The sequence below is a fragment of the Streptomyces sp. NPDC059003 genome, assembly GCF_042740445.1.
GTDB lineage: Bacteria > Actinomycetota > Actinomycetes > Streptomycetales > Streptomycetaceae > Streptomyces.
Genome location: NZ_JBHYJH010000040.1, coordinates 19,757 through 42,760, shown reverse-complemented (window position 1 = coordinate 42,760; position 23,004 = coordinate 19,757). Strand labels below are relative to the sequence as shown.

17 protein-coding genes are annotated in these 23,004 nt (G+C 71.0%); 8 read left to right on the top strand and 9 right to left on the bottom strand.

Annotated features, from left to right (window positions below):
• Window positions 1–13 precede the first annotated feature (13 nt).
• The gene (locus tag ACFWZ5_RS17090; protein ID WP_384800920.1) at window positions 14–817 is read left to right on the top strand and encodes a hypothetical protein; all 804 of its coding nucleotides are present in this window, start codon (window positions 14–16) and stop codon (window positions 815–817) included.
• A gap of 116 nt (window positions 818–933) precedes the next feature.
• Window positions 934–2,199 (top strand): cytochrome P450, encoded by a 1,266-nt coding sequence (locus tag ACFWZ5_RS17085; RefSeq protein WP_384800923.1) that lies wholly within the window; start codon window positions 934–936, stop codon window positions 2,197–2,199.
• Between the two features lie 10 nt (window positions 2,200–2,209).
• Here the strand turns inward: ACFWZ5_RS17085 and ACFWZ5_RS17080 are convergent, their stop codons facing one another.
• A complete protein-coding gene (locus ACFWZ5_RS17080; protein ID WP_384800926.1) occupies window positions 2,210–2,989 on the bottom strand; it encodes a polysaccharide deacetylase family protein in 780 nt (259 codons plus the stop codon).
• 58 nt (window positions 2,990–3,047) lie between these two features.
• A complete protein-coding gene (locus ACFWZ5_RS17075) occupies window positions 3,048–4,529 on the bottom strand; it encodes a carotenoid oxygenase family protein (RefSeq protein WP_384800929.1) in 1,482 nt (493 codons plus the stop codon).
• 467 nt (window positions 4,530–4,996) lie between these two features.
• On the opposite strand from ACFWZ5_RS17075, the gene ACFWZ5_RS17070 reads away from it, so the two are divergent.
• Complete coding sequence (locus tag ACFWZ5_RS17070) at window positions 4,997–5,647, top strand: IclR family transcriptional regulator (RefSeq protein WP_384800932.1); 651 nt, start codon at window positions 4,997–4,999, stop codon at window positions 5,645–5,647.
• A 483-nt stretch (window positions 5,648–6,130) separates the two neighbouring features.
• Here the strand turns inward: ACFWZ5_RS17070 and ACFWZ5_RS17065 are convergent, their stop codons facing one another.
• From ACFWZ5_RS17065 to ACFWZ5_RS17035, 7 genes are all read right to left on the bottom strand, one after another.
• Entirely contained in the window at window positions 6,131–6,643 is a 513-nt protein-coding gene (locus ACFWZ5_RS17065) for an Asp23/Gls24 family envelope stress response protein (protein WP_384799963.1), read from the bottom strand.
• A 176-nt stretch (window positions 6,644–6,819) separates the two neighbouring features.
• Entirely contained in the window at window positions 6,820–8,868 is a 2,049-nt protein-coding gene (locus tag ACFWZ5_RS17060; RefSeq protein ID WP_384799960.1) for an ATP-binding protein, read from the bottom strand.
• Between the two features lie 253 nt (window positions 8,869–9,121).
• The gene (locus ACFWZ5_RS17055; RefSeq protein WP_384799958.1) at window positions 9,122–10,198 is read right to left on the bottom strand and encodes a hypothetical protein; all 1,077 of its coding nucleotides are present in this window, start codon (window positions 10,196–10,198) and stop codon (window positions 9,122–9,124) included.
• A gap of 89 nt (window positions 10,199–10,287) precedes the next feature.
• Window positions 10,288–11,355 carry a hypothetical protein gene (locus tag ACFWZ5_RS17050; RefSeq protein ID WP_384799956.1) on the bottom strand — a complete coding sequence of 356 codons (1,068 nt, stop codon included), beginning with the start codon at window positions 11,353–11,355 and terminating at the stop codon, window positions 10,288–10,290.
• A gap of 223 nt (window positions 11,356–11,578) precedes the next feature.
• Complete coding sequence (locus tag ACFWZ5_RS17045; protein WP_384799954.1) at window positions 11,579–12,649, bottom strand: hypothetical protein; 1,071 nt, start codon at window positions 12,647–12,649, stop codon at window positions 11,579–11,581.
• Between the two features lie 192 nt (window positions 12,650–12,841).
• Window positions 12,842–13,906, bottom strand: coding sequence for a hypothetical protein (locus tag ACFWZ5_RS17040; protein WP_384799951.1), 1,065 nt, complete (start codon window positions 13,904–13,906; stop codon window positions 12,842–12,844).
• Window positions 13,907–14,103: 197 nt separating this feature from the next.
• Complete coding sequence (locus tag ACFWZ5_RS17035) at window positions 14,104–15,183, bottom strand: hypothetical protein (protein ID WP_384799948.1); 1,080 nt, start codon at window positions 15,181–15,183, stop codon at window positions 14,104–14,106.
• 750 nt (window positions 15,184–15,933) lie between these two features.
• On the opposite strand from ACFWZ5_RS17035, the gene ACFWZ5_RS17030 reads away from it, so the two are divergent.
• The 5 genes from ACFWZ5_RS17030 to ACFWZ5_RS17010 all read left to right on the top strand — a co-directional run bounded on the left by ACFWZ5_RS17030 (window position 15,934) and on the right by ACFWZ5_RS17010 (window position 23,001).
• A complete protein-coding gene (locus ACFWZ5_RS17030) occupies window positions 15,934–17,427 on the top strand; it encodes a sugar transferase (RefSeq protein ID WP_384799945.1) in 1,494 nt (497 codons plus the stop codon).
• A 73-nt stretch (window positions 17,428–17,500) separates the two neighbouring features.
• Window positions 17,501–18,817, top strand: coding sequence for a nucleotide sugar dehydrogenase (locus tag ACFWZ5_RS17025; RefSeq protein ID WP_384799942.1), 1,317 nt, complete (start codon window positions 17,501–17,503; stop codon window positions 18,815–18,817).
• Window positions 18,807–20,072: a glycosyltransferase family 4 protein gene (locus ACFWZ5_RS17020; RefSeq protein WP_384799939.1), complete on the top strand. Its 1,266-nt coding sequence runs from the start codon at window positions 18,807–18,809 to the stop codon at window positions 20,070–20,072. The genes ACFWZ5_RS17025 and ACFWZ5_RS17020 overlap by 11 nt, the downstream gene beginning before the upstream one ends.
• Window positions 20,069–21,466 carry a Wzz/FepE/Etk N-terminal domain-containing protein gene (locus ACFWZ5_RS17015; protein ID WP_384799936.1) on the top strand — a complete coding sequence of 466 codons (1,398 nt, stop codon included), beginning with the start codon at window positions 20,069–20,071 and terminating at the stop codon, window positions 21,464–21,466. Before ACFWZ5_RS17020 ends, ACFWZ5_RS17015 begins: the two co-directional genes overlap by 4 nt.
• On the top strand, window positions 21,463–23,001 hold the full coding sequence (locus ACFWZ5_RS17010) for a Wzz/FepE/Etk N-terminal domain-containing protein (RefSeq protein ID WP_384799933.1): 1,539 nt from the start codon (window positions 21,463–21,465) through the stop codon (window positions 22,999–23,001). The genes ACFWZ5_RS17015 and ACFWZ5_RS17010 overlap by 4 nt, the downstream gene beginning before the upstream one ends.
• Window positions 23,002–23,004: the final 3 nt, after the last annotated feature.

Here is a 23,004-nt window from a genome sequence, read left to right as displayed (position 1 = left end):
AGGAGTTTCTTGGGTGAATGTGTACATCGACGTGTGGCTCGACGGGAACGCGGGGGATCGGGCCAGGGCCGCGGCACGTTGGTTCGACACGTGCCTGCGGCGTCTGTTTTCGGGGAACTTCTCCTCGGGCCCTGCCTGGGTGGGGTCGCTGGCGTGGGGCGAGGATGATCCGCTTGAGCAATTCTCCGGCGGTGTCGAGCGCCGCGATCAGTTCGTTGTCGAGCTCTCCCGGCCGCACTATTGGGCGCAGTTGGAGCTGGGTGAAGAGGGTGAGTCGGGGAGGATCGGGAGCTCTTCCGCCTATTTCGGCGGCGAGTTCACTTCGCTCTCGGTCGCGTTGCCGTGCGGAGGTCGCGTGATGTCCGACGCCAGTCGCTGTGCTGAGCTTGTGGAATGTGTGACCGAGGCTGCGAGCACCGTGAATCCGACGTTTGGCCGTATCGAGCAGGGCCAGTCTCTGGACCGGGCGAACCTTGATATCGCTCTTCGGCGCAAGCGGCGTACCTACCTCGCCGAGGCACGGGAATCGCTGCGCGGGTACGCGTGGGTGACCGTCTGCCCGGAGGAACTGCTCGACCGGCTCGGCGGCTGGGAGAGGTTGGCTTCGGTCGGAGCCTTCCATCGTGTGATTCCCCTTGCGGCAGGGGGTGCGGTACTGCAAGCGTCGGAAACGCTGGCTGGTTATTCGGATGCGGTCATGGAGGGCGTGTTTCGAACCCTCTCTCCTGTGCTCCCTTCAGGAGTTCCCTCCGCTCATGTTGCCTTTCCTGGCGTCCGGTTCTTCCCCGAGGACGCTCGGAATGCGGACGCTCGCTGACGGGGCCTGGCTCCGTCCCCTCCAGGTGCCCGCGGCGTATCGCCTTTGGGGGTTCGGGTAAGTGGAGGGTGTTTGTGGGGTTTCGCGGGGGGTGGGGGGGTTGTCACCATGGGGGGATGGACCGTCAACAGCACGCTCGGCTCGATGAGTTGATGCGGGATCCGTACCCCTTGTACGAGCGGGCCCGGCGTGCCGTGGGGTTGACGTACGTGCCGGAGATGCGGGCCTGGCTCGTCGCGCGGGACGCGGACGTGCGGGAGGTGCTGCGGCGCCCGGACGTGTTCTCGTCGGCGAACGCCGTCCGCGGGGACGTCGTCCCGTCCCCGGCCGCGCTCGCCGTGCTCGCCGCGAGCGGCGCGGGGGACGGCGGCCGCACCCGGGTCGTCGTCACCTCGGACGGCCCGGCCCACCAGCGCCTGCGCGCCCCGATCACGCGCGGCCTGGGCGCGGCCCGCGTCGCCGCCGCGGTCGCGTACGCCGAAGGGCGCGCGGAGGAGCTCGTCGAGGCGTTCGCGGGGGAGGGGCGTGCGGAGCTCATGGGCGCGTACGCGCTGCGGCTGCCGGGGCAGGTGGTCGGGTACGTGCTCGGGTTCGATCCGGCGGACGTGCCGCTCGTCGTCCGCGGCGGGCAGAGCACCATGCAGCTGCTGTTCCGGCCCCTGGGCGAGGAGGAGCAGGTCGCCGCCGCCCGCGACATCGTCGCCCTGCGCCGGCTCCTCGACGGCTACGTACGCGATCGCCACGCCGAGCCCCGCGACGACCTGTGCAGCGAGATCGTCGGGTCACTCGTCCCGGAGGACGGGGAGGAGGGGGCGGCGGTCGGGGAGACGGGGGTGTTGACGCTCGCTCAGCGGGCCGAGCTCGTCTCCCACTTGAACAACTTCCTGCTGGCCGGGCATCTGACCACCACCGCCCTCATCGGCACCACGTTCCTGCACCTGCTGCGCCACCCGGACCAGTGGCGGCTCGTCTGCGAGGAGCCGGAGCGGATTCCGGCCGCGATCGAGGAGACGGCGCGGTACGACACCGCGCTCCAGGGATTCCGGCGCGTCACCACCCGCGCCGTGACGTTCGCGGGCACCGAACTGCCCGCGGGCGCCGAACTGCTCGTGGGGTTCGGCGCGGCGGGGCGCGACGACGCGCGCCACCCCCGGCCGGACGTCTTCGACATCACGCGGCGGACCGCCGCCCGGCACGTCGCGTTCGGCCTCGGCGCCCACGCCTGCCCCGGCGCCCAACTGGCCCGTGAGCAGGTGAGGTTGACGCTGGAGCTGTTCGCGCGCCGGTTCCCGGGGCTCAGGCTCGACGGCGACCGGCCCCCGGTCACGATGCGGCCCACCCTCATCCACCGCGCCCCGGAGGCCCTCCACGTCAGGTGGTGAACGGCCCGGGCTAGCGGTAGACCTTGCCCGGCTCCGCCTTGCCGGGCGCCAGGAGCTGCGGCACGGTCACGAAGACGTACCCGCGCTTCTTGAGCTCCGTGATGACGCCCGGCACCGCGGGCACCGTGCCCTTGTAGATGTCGTGCAGCAGGATGATGCCGTCACGGCTCGACTGTTCGAGGACGCGCTTGGTGATCAGCGCGGAGTCGTCCGTCGTGTAGTCCTTCGCCGTGACCGTCCAGAGGATCTCCGCGAGGCCCAGGTCGCGGGAGATCTTGTTCACCGTGTCGTTGGTGCGGCCCTGCGGCGGGCGCATCAGGGTCGGCTTCTTGCCGATGAGCTTCTCGATCGCCTTGTTCGGGCGCTCCAGCTCCGCGCGGGCCTCGGCCGGCTTGATCTTCGTGAGGATCTTGTGCGACCAGGTGTGGCTCGCGACCTCGTGCCCCTCGGCGTCCATCTGCTTGACGAGCTCGGGGTACTTCTCGATGTGGTTCTTGCCGAGCGTGAAGAAGGTCGCGGGCACCTTCTCCTTCTTGAGGATCTTCAGCAGCCGCGGGGTGTTCTCGCTCGGGCCCGCGTCGAAGGTCAGGGCTATGCACTTGGCCTTGCGGCAGTCGACGGTCCCGAAGCTGCCCTGATCCGCCGCCTTCGCGTCGGCGGCGCCCTTGCGGACGGTGCTCGGCGCGACGGTGTCCAGCTTGGTGCAGCCGCTGAGGACCAGGCCCGCGGAGAGCGCGGCGACAGCGGGGAACCAGTACCTCGGGGATCGCATCTTGCGTGTGGCAGGCATAGCGGAACTATACACTCCGTGTATAGGTGGCTTGTTCGGGGTGCCCGCCGCCGCGCCGTCAGGCGTCCGCGACCCAGCTCCCGTGCAGCCCCATCGGCACCCGCCCCGGCAGGTGCACCCGCGCCAGCGGCGTCCCCGTGAAGTCCTGGGCCGCGAGGATCACCAGGTCCGTCGCTCCGCGGTCGGGATTGTGGACGTACGCCATCGTGTAGCCGTCGTCCTCGGCGGTGGCCCCCTCGCGCGGGACGAAGACGGCCTCGCCCGCCGTGGCGTGCGCCGGGAGGCGGTGCACCTGGGTGTCACCGGTGTCGAGGTCGTGCTTGATCAGGGCGTTGTCGTACCTCGTGGGGCCGGGGAGCCCGTCCACGTACGCATAGCCCTCGTACAGGTCGGCCGTCGACGCCAGGTAGCCGTAGCGGTGGCGGCGCGAGACCAGGGTCTCGTTGACGCGCGGGAACTCCTGGGGGCGGTCGTCGAGGCGGCGGGAGCGGACCCGGCCCGCGGCCAGGTCGATGGTCCAGCGGTCGAGGGTGGGGGTGCCGGTGGCGGCGGGACCGCCGGAGTTCCTGCCGTTCACGAAGAACGGCGCCGGGAACGTGGTGACGTCGATGACGACGCCGTCCCCGTCGTCGTACGCGTTGAGGGTGTGCGAGTAGTACACGTTGTCGGTCTCGAACCAGCGGATCGGACCGCCGGCGCGCGGCAGCACGCCGACGCGCGCCGGGTGCCTGTCGTTCCACTCGTACGGCACGGGCGCACCGGCGGCCGCCGCGGCGCGGTCGAAGGTGACGGGGATGTCGAGGATCACCACGTACCGCTCGGTGAGCGCGAAGTCGTGCACCATCGGGCTGTCGGACACGGGGATGCGGGTGGTCCTGGTGACCGTCCCCGTCTCGTCGAGGACGAGGTGGCGGACGTGGTCCCACGTCGGGTGGTAGGTGACCGCGTGCAGCTCGTCAGCGGCGGCGTCGAACTTGGTGTGGGACATGAACGAGCCGTCGAGGGTGCCCTCGAAGTCGCAGGGGCCGAGCGTGTTCAACTCGCCGTCCAGCTCGTACGGTTGGGGGCCCGCCTCCTGGAGGGCGAGGATGCGGCCCTTGTAGCCGATGACGTGCGTGTTGGGGGCGAAGTCGCCGTCCGGGGCGGTCCACGGGTACGGCTCGCCCAGCTTGCGGGCCACGGATCGCGACCGGACCCACCGGTTGCGGTACCACTCGGCCCTGCCGTCCCGCAGGCGCACGCCGTGCACCATGCCCTCGCCGAGCATCCAGTGGTGCGCCTTGGGGTCCTCGACGCCCAGCGCGTTGGGGCCGACGCGCAGATAGCGGCCGTTCAGCTCCTTGGGCAGCGATCCCGTCACCGGCAGGTCGAACTCGGTCACTTCCTCCCGGACCGGCGTGTAGGCGCCCGCGAGGAAGGGGTGCCCTGCCTGCCGCGTCGGCTCCGCCTGCTGTGCCTGCCGCGTCGGCTGAGCCTGTCGTGCCTGTTGCGTCGGCTGAGCCTGTCGGGCCTGTCGGGCCTGTCGCGTCCGGTCGGTCATGGCGCGGAATCCCCTGCTCTCGCTCGGTCTCTCACTCGGTACGGGCCGCTCCCGGCGCCCCGCGTTGCGCTGACGCCTCTCAGCCTGCTGGTCGGGCTCCGCCTGGTCACTGCGCGTAGCACCCGAGCGGGGGTGGTGCCAGGTACCCGTTACGCACGGGGTGTCAGGTGCCAATGGGGTGTGAGCGGTGCGAGGGACGAGAGCTCAGGGGAAGGCACGCACGGTGCGAGTCGGCGTGATCTCGTCTGGCGGGATGCCTGCTTCCCCCCGCACCATGTGCAGTTGCCCGGAGCCTCGCCAGGGGGGTGACGGGCGTGCGAAACGGGGGCACGACCATGCCAGGGACAGGACTGTCTTCCGCCATGCCCGCGAACGAGCGGAACTCCTCGGAACGTGCGGCGTCCCGACGCGACGGGGAGGTGGTTCCGCCGAAAGTCCAGGGGGCACCCCTCCAGCAGGGCCGGGGGGTGCTCGACGGAGCGTTTGCCCTGCTGGAGGCGTTGCGCAGACGCGGCGGCGAGGCCGGGCTCACCGAGCTCGCCCACGCCTGCGAGGTCCCCAAGGGCAGCGCCCACCGCCTCCTCGAACAGCTCGGGCTCGTCGGCGCGGTGGAGCGCAGGGGCAACCGCTATCTCGTCGGGCCGCAGCTCTTCCGCCTCGGCCAGGCCTGGCAGCCGCACCCGGGCCTGCGCTCCGCCTCGCGCATCCCGGTGCACCGGCTGCGGGCCTCGACGGGCGCGAGCGTCGTCCTCACGGTGCTGCGCGACGAACTCGCCCTGACCGTGGCGTCGGTGCCCGGCCGGATCGAGGCGCTCGCGCCGGTGCGCAACGGCATGAGCTTCCCCCTCGACACCGCCGCCGGACGGATCCTCACCGGCAGACCCCGCGGTCCGGTGTCCGAGCGCGAGCAGGTGCAGGAGGGCGTGTCCTGCGTCGCGATGCCGGTGCGGGCGCCGGACGGGCGTACCGTCGCCTCGCTCGCCGCGGTGGTGCCCGTGGAGCAGCGGCTCACGGCGGTGTCCGCCGCGACGGCCGCGGCCGCGGCGGCCATCGAGTCCCGGCTCCTGCGCGTCCCGCCCCAGGAACACGGCTCGTCATCGTCCGTGCTTCTCTACTGAGCTTCTCCACTGAACTCTCGTCCATGCGTGCGAGGTCCGCGGCCGTGTTCCGGTGAGCGGAACACGAATGGCGCGGGCCCGCGCGCATTCGTCATCGTGAGATCAGCCGATGCCGGGCGAACGCCGGGCGGGTTCGGGGAGCGCGGACACGGGTGAAGCCGGGGGAATTCATGTACGTCGCCGACGGCCCAGCCGAAGGCCCGGGAGTGACCGCCTGGGGCATGACGTACGCGTGTCCGCCGCGGTGGGCGCACCACCGCTCCGCATCCGTCCGGCGGCCGGTACGGCAGTTGCGGACGGAACTCCGGGAGGTGAGTGCATGGTCGGCATCCTCGAACTGCAGGAACGGGAAGAAGCCCGGTTCCTCTGAGCTCCGCGCGTCTGGGCGCTGAGCCGGTGAACGGTCGAGCGGCCGCGGCGTTTTCCCCGGTCGCGGCCGCTCGACTCCCGCGCGTTCCCGCGCGGCACCACGTGCCGCGCGCCTCACTCCACCCGCGACTCGCCGGAGTCCGCGGTGTCGTCGTCGGGCAGCCGGACGTCGTTCACGGCCACGTTGACCTCGACGACCTCCAGGCCCGTGATGCGCTCGACGGCGGCGATCACGTTCTCGCGGACGTCGTGGGCGACGTCCGTGATGGGCACGCCGTACTCGACGACGATGTCCAGGTCGATGGCGGTCTGCCGCTCGCCGACCTCCACCTTCACGCCCCGGCCCACGTTCGAGCGGCCGCCGGGCACGCGGTCGCGCACGGCGCCGAGCGCGCGGGACAGGCCGCCGCCCATGTCGTACACGCCCGGGATCTCCCGCGCGGCCATGCCCGCGATCTTCACGACGACGACGTCCGCGATGGACGTCCTGCCGCGCGTCGCCGGGGGCTCGCCGGCACCCGTGCGGCCGCTGAGCGTGGTGGCGCCGGGCGCCCGCTGCGCCGCGCCGGTGGCCTTCTCCGTGGTCGGGGAGACGTTCGCCTTCGTGTCCAGGTCCTGTCCTGCCATCGTGCCAACTCCTCGTCCGGTCCGTCGCGTTGCGCGTGCTGTCGCGTACCCCCGTGCACTTCCGAGTACGTTCTACAGCGCCCGCCCTCCGCTGTCTTCCCACTGCCTTCCCGCTGTCTTCCACGCTGCGGGCGGATCAGACATCCTTGGGGCAGAGCAGACCTGTTCCGGGCGGATCAGACCTCTTCGGACAGGCGTCCCTCGAGGGCCAGTGTCAGGACGGTGCCCGGCTCCGCGCCCGCGCCCCGCTGGAAGGCGCGCTCGAACGCCTCGCGGCCGACGGCCGTGAGCGCGAGGCGCCGGCACTGCTCACGGACCTCCCGCAGCTCGGGCATGCCGCGCTGGGTGTGGCCGACCGACTGCCACAGCGTCTCGCTGGTCCCGCACACCACCGCGGCGACCTCGGCCCGCCCCTCGGCCGCCGCGGCGGCGGCGAGCAGGTCCATGCCCAGGGCGATGCCGAAGCTGTCGCCGATGAGCCTCTTGCCCGCGAGCATCGCGCGGGCGTGCTCGGCGGCGCGCGCCGGACGCTGTTGGCCGAGGGCGATCAGGGAGAGGAGGTAGTCGCAGTACGCCCGCGTCCAGCACTCGCCGTGGGCGATGCAGCCCTCCCGCAGCGCGGTCGCCCGGCGCCGCGCCTCGTCGAGCCGGCCGAGGGAGGTCAGCGCGAACACCTTCACCAGGTGGCAGCGCAGCCGCGAGGGCGAGCGGAAGGGCGGGCCCGGGACCCGGGCCAGGGTGCGGTCGGCCGTGTCGAGGGCCTGAGCCGCCCGGCCGGTCAGCAGATGCGTGATCCCCAACAGATAGGCGACGGCAAGCTGTTGCTCGGCGTCGCCGCTGCGGGCGGCCTCCCGCGCGCAGCGCAGGCCCAGCTGCTCCGCCCGGTCGTGCTCGCCCTGGAGGAGGGCGACGACGCCGAGGGCCCACAGTGCCCGGTCGCGGGCGGGGCAGGGCTCCTCGCGCAGGACGAGGAGCTGCTCCAGGTAGGCGCGGGCCTCGTGCAGATGGCCGCAGCAGCTCCAGAAGAAGGCGACGAGGCCGACCAGTTCGAGGGCGCGCTCGGTGTCGGTGAGGGCGAGGTGGTCGAGGGCGGCGCACAGATCGGTGTGCGCGGCGGCCACGCGCCCGTACCAGGCGACCTGCTCCGGGCCGAGCCAGGCGGCCTCGGCGGCGCGGGCGAGACCGAGGAAGTAGGCGGCGTGCCGGTCGGCGGCGGCCTCGTGCTCGTCGAGCTCCCCGAGCCACAGCAGGCCGTACTCGCGCACGGTGTTCGGAAGCCGGTAGCGGCCCTGCCCGTCCAGGCTCACGACGGACTTGGCCACCAGCGAGAACAGGGCCGTGGTGACGGCGTCGCCGCTGAGCGGCCCGCCGCCGCACACGCCCCGGGCGGTGTCCTCGTCGAAGGGCCCGCGCAGGATCGAGAGCCGGGCCCAGAGCAGCCGCTCCAAAGGTTCGCACAGCTCGTGGCTCCAGCCGATCGTCGTGCGCAGCGTCCGGTGCCGGGCGGGCCGCAGCGGGGCGGCGGCGACCAGGCCCTCGTGGTGGGCGCGGAGGCGGTCGGCGAGCTCGTCGAGCGGGGTGTGCCGCAGCTGGGCGGCGGCCAGTTCCAGGGCGAGCGGGATGCCGTCGAGGCGCTCGCAGATCTCGGTGGCCGCGGCTCCGCGGTGCGGTTCGTCGGGGAGCGTGCCGGGCGCGACGGCCTCGGCCCGTTCGGTGAACAGCGTGAGCGCGTCGCCGTCCGGGGCCAGCGGCCGCACCTCGATGCGGGCCTCGCCCCACAGGCCGAGGGGCTGTCGGCTGGTGGTGAGGACGGTGAGCCCGGGACAGCCCGCGAGGAGTTCGCCGACCAGGTCGCGGCAGGCGGCCACCAGGTGCTCGCAGGAGTCGAGCACGAGCAGGACGCGGCGCGGCGCGAGCCAGGTGCGGAGCGCTTCGAGCGGAAGGCGCGGCGTGTGGTCGGCCAGGCCCACGGCGTCGGCCACGGCCGTGATCAGCAGCCCCTCGTCCGGCAGCGCGCTCAGGTCCGCCCAGCGGACCTCGCCGAGGGCCGCCCGCCGCTCGGCGGGCAGCCGCCGCAGGGTGTGCGCGGCGAGCCTGCTCTTGCCCACGCCGCCGGCCCCGGTCAGCGTCGTCAGGGTGCGCGGCCCGAGAGTCCCCGCAAGCCTGGCCCGCTCGGCCCGACGCCCGATGAAACTGTCTCGCTCTTCCGGCGGATTGCCCAACATCCGGCCATGATCCCCCAGTTGCACCCGTGCCCCGGCGCGATGTCCCCGTCACGGGTGACCGGTCGCGCCCCGCGTTCATGCCGTAGATGGTCCTGGCGAGCGTGGGTGCGAACGGGAACGCGGCCGGGGTGCGGTCGGGCGGGGCCGGGTCGGTGGCCGGCGGCAGGCGAAGCCTCCAACGGCGCCCGGCCGTTGGAGGTCGCTCATGGCTGGTCGTGCAGGGCCGTACGCGAGTCGGGTACGGCTCTTCGGGTCAGCGTGCGGTGGGCGGGGCGAGGCGGGAGACGAAGTTCTCGGACGAGTAGTTCTGGTACAGGGCGTACATCGCGCCGTCCGGGGTCGTGGCCAGCTGGTTGACCCGCATGGCGTTGGTCAGCGCGCTGTCGGCGGCCTCCCATGCGGTGCCGGTCCAACGCACCAGCTTCGCGCCGCGCTGCCCGATCTCGGGCTGCACGCCGGCGTAGACCTGGCCGCCGTGGCTGGAGAAGGACATGGCCCAGCCGGGGGTGGGGAGGTCCCGGCGTGTCCAGGCCGTGCCGTTCCAGTGCAACACGTGCTCGTAGGTGGAGACCCACACGTCGTTCGGACCGTTGCTGTACACCTCACGCAGGATCTGATCGTCCGGTATCGCGGGAAGGGGGACCTCGCTCCACTTGGTGCCGTCGTAGTGCAGGGCCAGCGGCTGGAAGCCACCCGGCTCGTTGCTCACGTCGCGGAAGCCGACGGCCCAGATGTCGTTCTCGGACCGTACGTCCACGGACTCAAGGCTTCCGTCTATGTCCGTGTACGTCTTGGTGTTCCACTTGGTGCCGTCCCAGTGGGTGATCATGGGGTTGAAGTCGGCGTTGCGGGTGTTGCCCACGCCCCACAGGCTGTTCTTGCTGACCGCTTCGGCGTCGAGGATCTCCACCTTCTTGGTGTCGGGCGCAAGGTCGGAAGACCACTTGGTGCCGTCGTAACGGTGCACGTGCCAGACTCTGTCGCCCATGTCCTTGCGGCCTATCGCCCACAGGTCGTTGGGTCCGGTTCCGGCCAGCGTGTCGAAGGCGACCTCGGTCGGCGGCTTCAGCTGCTTCCAGGTGCTGCCGGACTTCTGCCACAGCTTCGGCGCGACGGGCCCACACAGCTCGATGCACTGGCTCATCGTCCTGGCGTAGGCGTTCTGGCTGTCGAAGGGCAGCAGCGACATGGTCACGTAGTTCTCGGGCGCCGGCAGCGATTCCCAGCTCGCCGCGGCGTTCGCGGGTGACGCGGCCAGGCCGACGGCGAGGGAGGCGGCCGCGGCGAGGAAGGTCGCGGTGCGTCGGCGCCGGGAGGTGCTCTGTGTCATGTGATGCTCCTGAGTCCATTGATAAGCGGCGAAGCCGCCAACGGCGTACGGCCGTTGGAGGTCGCCCATGATGGGTCGTGCAAGGCTGGTCAGCGCGCGGCCGGCGGGGCGAGGCGGGAGAGATAGGCCTCGGACCCGTTGCCCTTGGAGACGGCGTACATCGCGCCGTCCGGGGTCGTGGTCAGCTCCGTGAGCCTGACGCCCTTGTTGAGCGTGGCGTCGCCCACCCACGAAGTGCCGTTCCAGCGCAGCAGTATCGGGTCGCCGATGTTGGCGATCTGTACGCCGGCGTAGACCTGACCGCCGTAGTTGGCGAACGACGTGGCGAAGCGGGCGGTGGGGATGTCCCTGTTCTTCCAGGTCGTGCCGTCCCACTGCCACACGTGGTCGTCGGACGCGACCCACACGTCCTTCGCGCCGTTGCTGAACACGGTGCGCAGGATGTTCAGCTTGCCCGGGGTCGTGGGCAGGGGCACCTCGCTCCATTTGGTGCCGTCGTAGTGCATGGCGAGCGGCTGGTAGTCGGCCACTTCGTCGCTCACGGAGCGGTAGCCGACGGCCCAGATGTCGTTCTCGGACCGTACGTCTATGGACTCGAAGCTGCCCTTGATGTCGGTGTACGTCTTGGTGTTCCACTTGGTGCCGTCGTAGTGGGTGATCATGGGGTTGAAGTCGGCGTTGCGGGTGTTGCCGGCGCCCCAGAGGCTGGTCTTGTTGACGGCCTCGGCGTCGAGGATCTCGACCTTTTTGGTGTCGGGTGCGAGGTCGGAGGACCATTTGGTGCCGTCGTAGCGGTGGACGTGCCAGACTCTGTCGCCCATGTTCTTGCGGCCTATGGCCCACAGGTCGTTGGGTCCGGTTCCGGCCAGCGTGTCGAAGGCGACCTCGGCGGGCGGCGTCATTTCCTTCCAGGTGCTGCCGGACTTCTGCCACAGCTTCGGCGCTTCGCAGAAGTCCCAGCAGAAGGGCTTCGTTCTGGCGTAGGCGTTCTGGCTGTCGAAGGGCAGCAGCGTCAGGTCCGCGTAGTTATGGGGAACCGGCAGTGATTCCCAGCTCGCCGCCGCGTTGGCGGGCGACGCGGCCAGGCCGACGGCCAGGGAGGCGGCCGCGGTGAGGAGTGTCGCGGTGCGTCGGCGCCGGGTGGTGCTCTGTGTCATGTGGGGCTCCTGGGTCAATTGTTGAGGCCTGTAAATCCTCCCCAGGGGCGGTTGCTTGACTCTCCTTCTTACGTCTTGTTTACGGCCATCGTCCTCGCGCGGGTGGCTGGATTTCCGCTCTTCCTGCCCGGGGGTGGCGAAGCCTCCAACGGCGCGTGGCCGTTGGAGGTCGCTCAGGGGTGGTGAGGCGAGGCCGCAGGCGAGACGAGTGCGGCCCCGCGGGTCAGCGCGCGGCCGGAGGGGCGAGGCGGGAGATGAAGTTGTTGTTGCCGGACGAGATCTTGAAGTACGAGGCGTACAGCGAGCCGTCCGGGGTCGTGGCCAGCTGGTGGACGCTGCTGGCGTTGGTCAGCGAGGTGTCGGTCACCCATGAAGTGCCGTTCCAGCGCACCAGCTTCGGGTTGCGGACATCCCCGGGCGCGATGCCGGCGTAGACCTGACCGCCGTAGTTGGCGAACGACGTGACCCGGCCGGAGGCGGGGGCGTCCTGGCGCGTCCAGGTGGTGCCGTCCCCGTGCCACACGTACTTCTCGGACGCGACCCACACGTCGGTCGGGCCGTTGCTGAACACCTCAACCAGCATGTTCCGCCTGCCCGGGGTCGTGGGCAGGGGCACCTCGCTCCACTTGGTGCCGTCGTAGTGCATGGCCAGCGGCTGGTAGTTGTCCAGGCCCACGGTGCGAGAGCCGACGGCCCAGATGTCGTTCTCGGACCGTACGTCTATGGAATCGAAGCTGCCGTCTATGTCGGTGAACGTCTTGGTGTTCCACTTAGTGCCGTCGTAGTGGGTGACGGTCGGGTAGTAGTCGGTGTTGTCCCGGGTGAAGCCCGCGCCCCACAGGCTGGTCTTGGTGACTGCCTCGGCGTCGGTAATGCTCAGCTTCTTGGTGTCGGGGGCGAGGTCGGCGGACCACTTGGTGCCGTCGTAGCGGTGCACGTGCCACAGGCTGTCCCCCACCTCCTTCGCGCCTATCGCCCACAGGTCGTTGGGTCCGGTTCCGGCCAGCGTGTCGAAGGCGACGTCGGCGGGCGGTTTCAGCTCCTTCCAGGTGCTGCCGGACTTCTGCCACAGCTTCGGCGCTTCGCACTGGTCCCAGCAGAAGGGCTGCGTTCTGGCATAGGCGTTCTGGGTGTCGAAGGGCAGCAGCGTCATGTTCACGTACGTGTCGGGAACCGGCTGTGGTTCCCAGGTCGCCGCGGCGTTCGCGGGCGAGGCGGCCAGGCCGACGGCGAGGGAGGCGGCCGCGGCGAGGAGCGTCGCGGTGCGTCGACGTCGGGAGGTGCTGTGTGTCATGTGTGACTCCTGTGTTCATTGTTAAGGCTGGTAAAGCCTCCCCAGGAGTGGTCACTTGACGCTCTATTTACGGCCAACTCGTCTCGTGGTGGCTGGATTTCTGCTCTTCCTGCCGGGGCGGCGAATCCTCCAACGGCGCACGGCCGTTGGAGGTCGCTCATGGCTGGTTCGTTCCGTGCGCGGTCTTTCGGGTCAGCGCGTCGTCGGCGGGGCGAGGCGGGAGATGAAGTTCGTGGACATGCTCACCCGGGACAGGGCGTACAGCGCGCCGTCCGGAGTGTTGGCCAGCTGCGAAACGCTGTTGCCGCTCGTGAGCGAGGTGTCGGCCACCCATGAAGTGCCGTTCCAGCGCGCCAGCTTCGCACCGCCCCACTCCTTGGGAGCCATGCCGGCGTAGACCTGACCGCCGTAGTTGGCGAACGACGTGATCGAGCCGATGGTGAGGTCCCTGCGCGTCCAGGTGGTGCCGTTCCAGTGCCACACGTGGTCCTCGGACGCGACCCACACGTCGTTCGGACCGTTGCTGAAGACCTGACGCAGGGTGTTCCGATCACCCGGGGTCGTGGGAAGCGGCACCTTGCTCCACTTGGTGCCGTCGTAGTGCATGGCCAGCGGTTGGTAGTTGGCCACGTCATTGCTCACGGAGCCGTATCCGACGGCCCAGATGTCGTTCTCGGACCGTACGTCTATGGACTTGAAGCTGCCGTCTATATCGGTGAACGTCTTGGTGGTCCACTTGGTGCCGTCCCAGTGGGTGATCATGGGGTTGAAGTCGGCGTTGCGGGTGTTGCCCGCGCCCCACAGGCTGGTCTTGTTGACGGCCTCGGCGTCGAGGATCTCGACCTTCTTGGTGTCGGGCGCGAGGTCGGACGACCACTTGGTGCCGTCGTAGCGGTGCACGTGCCAGACTCCGCCGGCCATGTCCTTGCGGCCTATCGCCCACAGGTCGTTGGGTCCGGTTCCGGCCAGCGTGTCGAAGGCGACGTCGGTCGGCGGTTTCAGCTGCTTCCAGGTGCTGCCGGACTTCTGCCACAGCTTCGGATCGTCACACATGTCCCAACAGTCGCGCTGCGTTCTGGCGTAGGCGTTCTGGCTGTCGAACGGCAACAGCGTCATGCTCGCGCCGTTTTCGGGCACCGGTATGGATTCCCAGCTCGTCGCGGCGTTCGCGGGCGACGCGGCCAGGCCGATGGCGAGGGAGGCGGCGGCGGTGAGGAGCGTTGCGGTGCGTCGGCGCCGGGAGGTGCTGTGTGTCATGTGTGACTCCTGTGTCCATTGTTAAGGCTGGTAAATCCTCCCCAGGGGTGGTCATTTGACTCTTCTGTTTACGGCCATCCGCTCTCGCGGGTGGCTGGATTCCTCGCGTTCCTTGTCCGGAAGCGGCGAAGTCTCCAACAGAGCAAGGCTGTTGGAGATCGCTCATGGCAGGTTCGTCCCGTGCGCGGCCTTCCGGGTCAGCGCGCGGTCGGCGGGGCGAGGCGGGAGAGGAAGTTCTCGTACGAGTAGTTCTGGTACAGGGCGTACATCGCGCCGTCCGGGGTGTTGGCCAACTGGTTGACCGTGCGGACGTTGGTCAGCGCGCTGTCGGCGGCCTCCCATGAAGTGCCGTTCCAGCGCACCAGCTTCGCGCCGGATGACCCCTGGGGCTGCACGCCGGCGTAGACCTGGCCGCCGTGGCCGGCGAACGACATGGCCCAGCCGGGGGTGGGGAGGTCCTGGCGCGTCCAGGTGGTGCCGTTCCAGTGCCACACGTCTACCCAGGAGGAGGCCCACACGTCGTTCGGGCCGTTGCTGAACACCTCACGCAGGACGCTGTTCCCATCACCCGGCGTCGCGGGAAGCGGCACCTTGCTCCACTTGGTGCCGTCGTAGTGCATGGCCAGCGGCTGGTAGTCGGCCGCCTGCTCGCTCACGGAGCCGTAGCCGACGGCCCAGATGTCGTTCTCGGACCGTACGTCGACGGACTCGAAGCTGCCCTTGATGTCGGTGAACGTCTTGGTGTCCCACTTGGCGCCGTCCCAGTGGGTGATCATCGGGTTGAAGTCGGCGTTGCGGGTGTTGCCCACGCCCCACAGGCTGTTCTTGCTCACGGCCTCGGCGTCGAGGATCTCCACCTTCGTGGTGTCGGGGGAGAGGTCGGCGGACCACTTGGTGCCGTCGTAGTGGTGTACGTGCCAGACTCTGTTGCCGATGTCCTTGCGGCCTATCGCCCAGAGGTCGTTGGGTCCGGTTCCGGCCAGCGTGTCGAAGGCGACCTCGGTCGGCGGCTTCAGCTGCTTCCAGGTGCTGCCGGACTTCTGCCACAGCTTCGGCGGGACGGCGCGGCACAGGTTCATGCACTGGAGCTGCGTCCTGGCGTAGGCGTTCTGGCTGTCGAAGGGCAGCAGCGTCATGTCCACGATGTTTTCGGGAACCGTCAGCGACTCCCAGGTCGCCGCGGCGTTCGCGGGCGACGCGGCCAGGCCGACGGCCAGGGAGGCGGCCGCGGCGAGGAGCGTCGCGGTGCGTCGGCGCCGGGCGGTGCTGTGTGTCATGTGGGGCTCCTGAGTCGATTGTTGAGGCCCGTAAGTCCTTTCCGGGGGCGGTCACTTGACTCTCATCCGTACGTCTTGTTTACGGTCATCGTCCTCGCGCGAGTGGCCGGATTTCTGCCCGAGGCCGGGGCGAGCGCCGACGCGATGCCGGAGCCGGACCGGAATGTGATCTTCCCGTGTGTCTTCACATTTCGGTAAGCGGAGGATTCTCAAGACCGCCCGAGGAGCCGTTCGAATTCCCGTTGTCGCAGGTCACCTGGCATGCCTCCGCCGTCGGCGCCCCCGCAAGCGGTTACCGGCCGGTGGCCCCGGACTCAAAGGTTCAGCGCAAGTTACACACATCCCCTCTACATCCCGCCGTCGATGGTCTAGATTGACCGTCCGTCAGCGGTCGGTCACAAGCCGATCAATGACGATCTATCAGGTCTGGCGCTACGGAAAGCCAGCAGCTGCGTCCCCGGCGCCAGGCGTCGGGGTGATCGATTCTTGGAACCCGAGAGGGGGGCCTTGGGTGCGGGGAGCACCCGGGGGTTTCGACGGGTTCCCGCGTACCTCGTGAGGCCGGCAGGACCTGCGGTCCGCCGCCGGAGCGGGGTGTTCAAGGAGCGCTGCAACAGCCGGGATGTGCGTGTGCGGGAGGCGGGGACCTCCCGAGGGGAGGAACAGCGCGGCGCGGGGGGCGGGGGTGCCTCCCGAGGGAGAAACAGGGTCCGGCGAACACGCCGCACCACTGGAGATCTGGGGGGTCCCGTGCAGCAGGGGGAATTAGCCAGCCCGTTTCCGTCGACGCGCGGGCGTCCGACGAACGGGACGATCAGCCGGCCCGCGAACGACTGGGAACAGCGGTACCGCCGTACCGTGATCACCAGCGATACCCTCGCCACCGCGTTCGTGGTGGCGGCGATCGGCGGCTTCTTCGGAGTCAGGGACGCCGCCAACTGGCACGAGAACTGGGCCTTTCTCGCCTTCGGCACCGAACTCCTGGTGCTCGGGGCGCTCGGCGTGAGCCGGTCGTGGGCTCCGGCCGTGCTCGGTCAGGGCGCGGAGGAGTTCCGCCGGCTCGGACGCTCACTGTTCATGTCGGCGGTCGTCCTCGCCCTCGGCGGGATCGCCCTGACCTCGCGCAACATCAAGCTCTGGATCTTCGTCGCGATCCCCGCGATCGGGCTCGTCACGATGACCGCCCGCTATCTGCTGCGCCTGCGGCTGCACAGACAGCGGAAGGAAGGGCACTGCCTGAGACCCGTGCTCGCCGCCGGGAGCCCCGCCACCCTGCGCGACCTGATCACCCGGGCCCGCAAGTTCCCGCACCTCGGCTGGCGCGTGGACGCGGTGTGCACGACGGACGGCATCGGGCTCGACGGCGACCGCCTCGACGGTGACCAGCTGGACGGCGTGCCGGTCGTCGGCCGCCTCGCGGACGTCGCCCACCACGTCCGCCGCGACGGCTACCGCGTCGTCGCGGTCACGCCGGACCCGCACTGGTCACCGGACCGGCTGCAGCGCCTCGCCTGGAACCTCGAAGGCAGCGACGCCGAGATGGTCGTGGCCCCCGTCCTGATGGAGGTGGCGGGACCGCGGCTGCACGTCGACGCGGTGCTCGGGATCCCGCTCCTGCGGGTCAGCATGCCGACCTTCACCGGGGGCCGCCGGGTGGTCAAAGAGGTCGTCGACCGCCTCGGCGCGGCGATCCTGCTGCTCCTGTTCGCGCCGCTGATGGTGGCCGTCGGGCTGCTCGTGCTCGCGGACAGCCGGGGCGGGGTGGTCTACCGTCAGCGCAGGGTCGGCAAGGACGGCCGCGAGTTCACCATCTTCAAGTTCCGCACCATGGTCGCCGGTGCCGACGGGGCACGGGCCCAGCTGGCCCACCGCAACGAGGGCGCGGGGCTGCTCTTCAAGCTCCGCAGGGACCCGCGGGTGACCCGGGTGGGAGCGGTCCTTCGCCGGTACTCGATCGACGAACTGCCGCAGCTTTTCAACGTACTCACCGGATCGATGTCGCTCGTCGGTCCGCGGCCCCCGCTGCCGGAGGAGTCCGCCGCGTACGGCCCGGACATCCGGCGGCGGCTGCTCGTCAAGCCCGGGCTCACCGGCCTGTGGCAGATCAGCGGGCGCAGTGACCTGCCGTGGGAGGAGGCGGTCCGCCTCGACCTGCGGTACGTGGAGGACTGGTCGCTCGCCCTGGACACAGTGATCTTGTGGAAGACGCTGCGTGCGGTGCTCTACGGCCAGGGGGCCTACTGATGTGCGGGGGGCGCCGCCCGGCCGGCGCGCGGACGGCAGGCCACAAGGGCCTGCCCGGGGGGAGGAACGGATCGTGAGAGTCAGCGTCTTAGGGCTCGGCTACGTGGGCTGTGTGTCGGCCGCGTGCCTGGCGAGCCAGGGCCACGAGGTCATCGGCGTGGACGTGAACCAGGCGAAGGTCGACCTGGTCAACAGCGGCAAGGCGCCGGTGGTCGAGGAGCGGATCGGCGAGCTCACCGCCGAGGTCGTGCGCACCGGAGCGCTGCGCGCCACCCGTGACGTCCGCGAGGCGGTCATGGGCAGCGACGTGTCGCTCGTCTGCGTGGGCACGCCGTCGGAGCCCAACGGCAGCCTGTGCACCACGTACTTGGAGCGGGTCACCGAACAGATCGGCGCCGCGCTCGCAGACAAGGGCGGTCGGCACACCGTCGTGTTCCGCAGCACCATGCTCCCCGGCACCTGCCTGAACCTGCTCGTGCCGATCCTGGAGAAGTACGTCGGCGGCACGGCCGGGGCGGACTTCGGGGTCGCGGTCAACCCGGAGTTCCTGCGCGAGGGCACCAGCGTGCGGGACTTCTTCGACCCGCCCAAGACCGTCATCGGCGAGCTCGACCCGGCGAGCGGCGACGTGGTGGCGGCGCTGTACGACGGCCTGCCCGGCGAGGTGTTCCGGGTGCCCGTCCCGGCGGCCGAGGCGATCAAGTACGCGGACAACGCGTTCCACGGCCTCAAGATCGGCTTCGCGAACGAGCTGGGCGCGGTCTGCCAGGCGCTCGGCGTCGACTCCCACCAGGTGATCGACGTGTTCCTGGCCGACCGCAAGCTGAACATCAGCCCCGCCTACCTGCGGCCCGGCTTCGCCTTCGGCGGCTCCTGCCTGCCCAAGGACCTGCGCAGCCTCGTCTACGCGGCGCAGCGGGCCGACGTCTCGGTGCCCATCCTCGCCCACGTGCTGCCCTCCAACTCCGACCACCTGCAGCGCGCGGTGGACCTGGTCGAGCGCACCGGAAAGCGCCGCGTCGGCCTGTTCGGGCTCTCCTTCAAGCCCGGCACCGACGACCTCCGCGAAAGCCCGCTCGTCGAGCTGGCGGAGCGGCTCTTCGGCAAGGGGTACGACCTGAAGATCCACGACGCCAACGTGAGCCTCTCCCGGCTGATGGGCGCGAACCGCGAGTACATCGAGACCCGCCTCCCGCACCTCGCGCAGCTGCTCGCGGACTCCGTCGACGAGGTGCTCGACCACGCCGAGGTGTGCCTGGTCGGGACCAGGGACCCGGCCGTCGTCGCGGCGCTGCCCCACGGCGGGAGACCGGTGATCGTCGACCTCATCCGCCTCCCCGACGCCGAGGCGCGCCGGGCCGAACCGGGGTACGTGGGCCTTGCTTGGTAACGCGAAAGACGGCGCGCGGCCGGGCCGGCGCGCGCTGATCCTGGTCGAGAACCTGTCGGTGCCGTTCGACCGGCGGGTGTGGCAGGAGTGCACGACGCTGCGCGACGCGGGCTGGGAGGTGCACGTCATCTGCCCCCGCGGCGAGAAGCGCGACAGGGAGCCGGAGGCGGTGATCGACGGGGTGCGGATCCACCGCTACCCGCTGCGCGCGGCCACCGGCGGTCCCGCCGGGTACCTGCGGGAGTACGGCACGGCCCTGTGGCACACGTACCGGCTCGCCCGCACGGTCGGCCCGGTCCACGTGGTCCACGCCTGCAACCCGCCCGACCTGCTGTTCCTGCCGGCGCGGTGGCTGACGCGACGCGGCGCGCGGTTCGTCTTCGACCAGCACGACCTGGTGCCCGAGCTGTACCTGTCCCGGTTCGGCCGCGGCGAGGACCTGCTCCACCGCGCCGTGTGCGCCCTGGAACGGCTGACCTACCGGGCCGCGGACATCGTGATCGCCACGAACGAGAGCTACCGGGACGTCGCGGTGCGCCGCGGCGGCAAGAGACCGGAGGACGTCTTCGTGGTGCGCAGCGCGCCCCAGGTCGACCGGTTCCAACCGGTGCCGCCCGAGCCGGAGTTGAAGCGCGGCAAGCCCCATCTGCTGTGCTACCTCGGCGTCATGGGGCCGCAGGACGGCGTCGACTACGCCCTACGGGCCCTCGCGAAGCTGCGCGACGAGCTCGGGCGGACCGACTGGCACGCGGTGTTCGTCGGCTCCGGCGACGCCTTCGACGCGATGGTGGACCTCTCCCGGCGGCTCGGGCTCTCGGAGCAGGTGCAGTTCACCGGGCGCATCCCGGACGCCGACCTGGTGCGCTACCTGTCCAGCGCGGACGTGTGCCTGTCTCCCGACCCGCGCAATCCGCTCAACGACGTGTCGACCATGAACAAGGTCCTCGAGTACATGGCGATGGGCCGGCCGATCGTCTCGTTCGACCTGAAGGAGGCGCGCGTCTCCGCCGGTGACGCCGCCGTCTACGCGCCCGCCAACGACGAGTCCGAGTTCGCCCGGCTCGTCGCGCTGCTCCTCGACGACCCGGACCGGCGGGCCCGGATGGGCAAGGTCGGCCAGGAGCGGATCGGCGGCGAGCTGTCCTGGCGGAACTCGCAGGCACAGCTGCTCGCCGCCTACGCCGCCGCCTGCCGCGACCGCACTCCGGCGTCGGCGGCCGCCCCGGTCCGCACAGGGAAGAGGCAGCGCAGTTGAGTGATGAAGCAATACGCCTGGTCACGATCGGGCGGATCTTCCGTCGGCGCTGGCGGCTCCTCGCCGTCGTCGCCGTGCTCGGCGCGCTCGTCGGCTACGGCGCCTCGCTGCTGTTCCCGCCGCGCTACACGGCCTCGGTGTCGGTACTGCTCCCGGGGCAGTGGGAGGAGCGCGAGCTGCTGACCCAGGCGGAGATCGCGACCAGTTCGTCGGTGGTCGACCGGGCGGCCGCCACGCTGGGCTGGAAGGGCGTCAGCGGCGGCGAGCTGCGGGACCGGGTGAGCGCCAAGGCCGCCGACGGGAACATCCTCAAGATCTCGGGCACGGCCGAAACCCCGGAGCGCGCGCAGCAGCTCTCCGACCGGGTGGCGCAGCAGTTCGTCACCTTCGCCGCGCGGCTCGCGGGCGACAGCACCGACTCCGGAGCGGCCACCGAGCCCGAAGTACTGCGGAAGAAGGTGGCGGAGACCAACCGCCGCATCACCGAGCTGGCCAACGCGGCCGACCCGGGGCAGACCGTGGAGAGCGTGCAGGCCCGCACCGAGCTCGAGAAGCTGCGCACCTCGCTGCAGGAGGCCATGAAGAAGCTCGACGAGGCCGACCCGGCGACCAACAAGGCCGGCATGGTCGTCATGGGCCCCGCCGCCCGGCCGACCAGCGAGGCGCCGCCGACCAGGATGCAGCTCATCGGCGCGGGCGCGCTGCTGTTCTTCGTGGCCGGGGTCATCGGCCATCTCACCGCCGCGCGGATGAACCGCCGCCTGCGCACCGAACCGGAGATCGCCGCGGCGCTCGGCTCGACGCTCATCGGCGCCGTCGACGTGCCCGGTGAACGGTCCGCGCACCGGCCCCGGGGCAGCGGCCCGAAGGCCTGGATCCGCTGGTTCCTCGGCGTCGAAACCCGGTGGGACACACCGGCCCCGCGCAGGTCCGGCGACGAGGAGAGCAGACGGATCCGCTACCGGCGGGTGTGCGCCCGCCTGAAGGAGAAGCTGCCGGCGCCCCGACGGCTCCTCGTCGTCGTGCCGGAGGGCGACGAGATCGCCCGCCGGGCCGCCGGGCAGCTCGTCGCCGAGGCCACGGGCGATCCGTCCCCGAGCCCGTCGGGCAGGGGATACCCCGCGCTGCGGGTGGTGGAGGTCTCGGTGGCCCAGCCGCTGGTGCCGGACCGCGACACCGAGTCCGGTGTCCTGGTCGTGCTCAGCGCGGGCAGCTGGACCGCGGGGGAGCTCGGCGGCATCGCCGAGGCGTGCGCGGACGGCAGGCACGAGGTCGTCGGCATCGTCGTCGCGGGCACGGTCCGGGCCCGTACGACGCGCTCTGCCGGCCGCACTCCGGAGAGCGCCGACCTGGCGCTCGCGGCGCGCGGCCACGGAACGGGGGGTTCTGTGTGAGGACGAGTACGACGTCGGAGTCGTCGGCCGCGACTCCGCTGCTTGACCTGCAGGCGCTGGTGGTGGCGGTGCGCAGGCGCCGCCGCCTCTGGAGCCTGATGGCACTGATCGGACTGCTCGCCGGCGCGGCGCTCGCGGTCCTGCGACCGCCGCCGCCGACCGCGGCGACCAAGGTCCTCGTCGCGCATCAGGAGGACCAGCCGAACGACACCGGAACGCTGATCCGCACCGACGTCGAGCTCCTGAAGACCACACGGATCGCGAGCGAGGCCCTCAAGTCCCTCAAGTCCCACGAGAACCCGGAGGACTTCATGGGGACCTACCGGGGCACCGGCCTCACCAACAACCTGCTGCGGATCGACGTCACGGCCGACAGCGACGAGGAGGCGATGACCCGGGCCAAGGCGGTGGCCGACGCGTTCGTCGCGGACCACGTGCGGCGGCTGCGGCAGGCGGCGAAGGCCGAGGCCAAGGCCCTGCTCGACCAGCGCGACCGCATGCAGAAGGAACTCGCCCAGGTCAACAAGGAGATCGGGGACCGCACACCGGAGAGCGACCCGAAGGCGCCGGCGCGCGCGGAGACGCTCTTCGCCCGCCGCGCCGAACTCACCTCACGCATCGCCGACTTCGCCCAGCGCGCCGAGGAGGCACGCGTCGGCACGCCCAAGGCCGTCGCCGGCACGCAGATCGTGGACGCCCCGCGCGCGGTGCGGCACTCCCTGCCCAAGGCCGCCGTCACCAACGCCGGGATCGGGTCCGTCCTCGGGCTCGTCGTCGGCCTCGCGGTGGCCGCGGTCGGCGCGGTGGTGGCGGACCGCCCCGTGCTGCGCCGGGAGATCGCGGCGAACCTGGGCGCCTCGGTCATCGCGGAGCTGCGCCGCGCGCCACGCCTGCCGAGGCCGTGGCAGCTGCGACGGACCAGAGCGGCACGCACGAGGCTCACCACGACACTGGCCCGCACCGTGCGCGGCTGCGGGGAACCGGTGTCGCTGCTCGAACTGGGCTGTGCGCGCACCACGAGCGCGATCGCCCTCGACGTCGCCAGGGCACTGGCGGCGGACGGCCCGGTGGCCGTCGTCGACGGCCTGCCGGGACCGCAGCTCGCCAACCGGCGCACGGAGCCCGGAGACCCGGACGTGGTCAGCGGGGAGCGTGCCGCGGCCCTGCCGCAGGAGGTGCGCCGGCTCGGTGTCGGCTCGGTCGCGCCCGGCACCGCGTGGACCGACCTGCAGTACCTCGGCGGCGAGACGGTGCTCGTCGTGCGGGCCGGGCACGGCAGCGCCGCGTGGCTGCACACCGTGGCGCGGCAGCTCGCGGACCAGGGCATCCCGGTGATCGGGGTGGTCCTTGTCGACCCCGATCCGCGGGACCGGACCGACGGCACCCTGTGGGACGGCCTGCACACCGCGCTGCGCGGCCCTTTCAACGGCCCTTTTAAGCGGTCGGCCCGGCAGAACGGGACGGGCCAGCTGCGGATGGAGCGGCCGTCGGTGCCGGCCGCGCGGGTCCCGGACAGCGACCAGGAGGCGCGGTAGATC

Excerpts from the sequence above, each read along its gene's own strand:
- ACFWZ5_RS17050 (WP_384799956.1), bottom strand. The coding sequence starts at position 11,355 with ATGACACAGAGCACCACCCGGCGCCGACGCACCGCGACACTCCTCACC.
- ACFWZ5_RS17065 (WP_384799963.1), bottom strand. The coding sequence starts at position 6,643 with ATGGCAGGACAGGACCTGGACACGAAGGCGAACGTCTCCCCGACCACG.
- ACFWZ5_RS17045 (WP_384799954.1), bottom strand. The coding sequence starts at position 12,649 with ATGACACACAGCACCTCCCGACGTCGACGCACCGCGACGCTCCTCGCC.
- ACFWZ5_RS17080 (WP_384800926.1), bottom strand. The coding sequence starts at position 2,989 with ATGCCTGCCACACGCAAGATGCGATCCCCGAGGTACTGGTTCCCCGCT.
- ACFWZ5_RS17040 (WP_384799951.1), bottom strand. The coding sequence starts at position 13,906 with ATGACACACAGCACCTCCCGGCGCCGACGCACCGCAACGCTCCTCACC.
- ACFWZ5_RS17060 (WP_384799960.1), bottom strand. The coding sequence starts at position 8,868 with ATGTTGGGCAATCCGCCGGAAGAGCGAGACAGTTTCATCGGGCGTCGG.
- ACFWZ5_RS17075 (WP_384800929.1), bottom strand. The coding sequence starts at position 4,529 with ATGACCGACCGGACGCGACAGGCCCGACAGGCCCGACAGGCTCAGCCG.
- ACFWZ5_RS17085 (WP_384800923.1), top strand. The coding sequence starts at position 934 with ATGGACCGTCAACAGCACGCTCGGCTCGATGAGTTGATGCGGGATCCG.
- ACFWZ5_RS17035 (WP_384799948.1), bottom strand. The coding sequence starts at position 15,183 with ATGACACACAGCACCGCCCGGCGCCGACGCACCGCGACGCTCCTCGCC.
- ACFWZ5_RS17055 (WP_384799958.1), bottom strand. The coding sequence starts at position 10,198 with ATGACACAGAGCACCTCCCGGCGCCGACGCACCGCGACCTTCCTCGCC.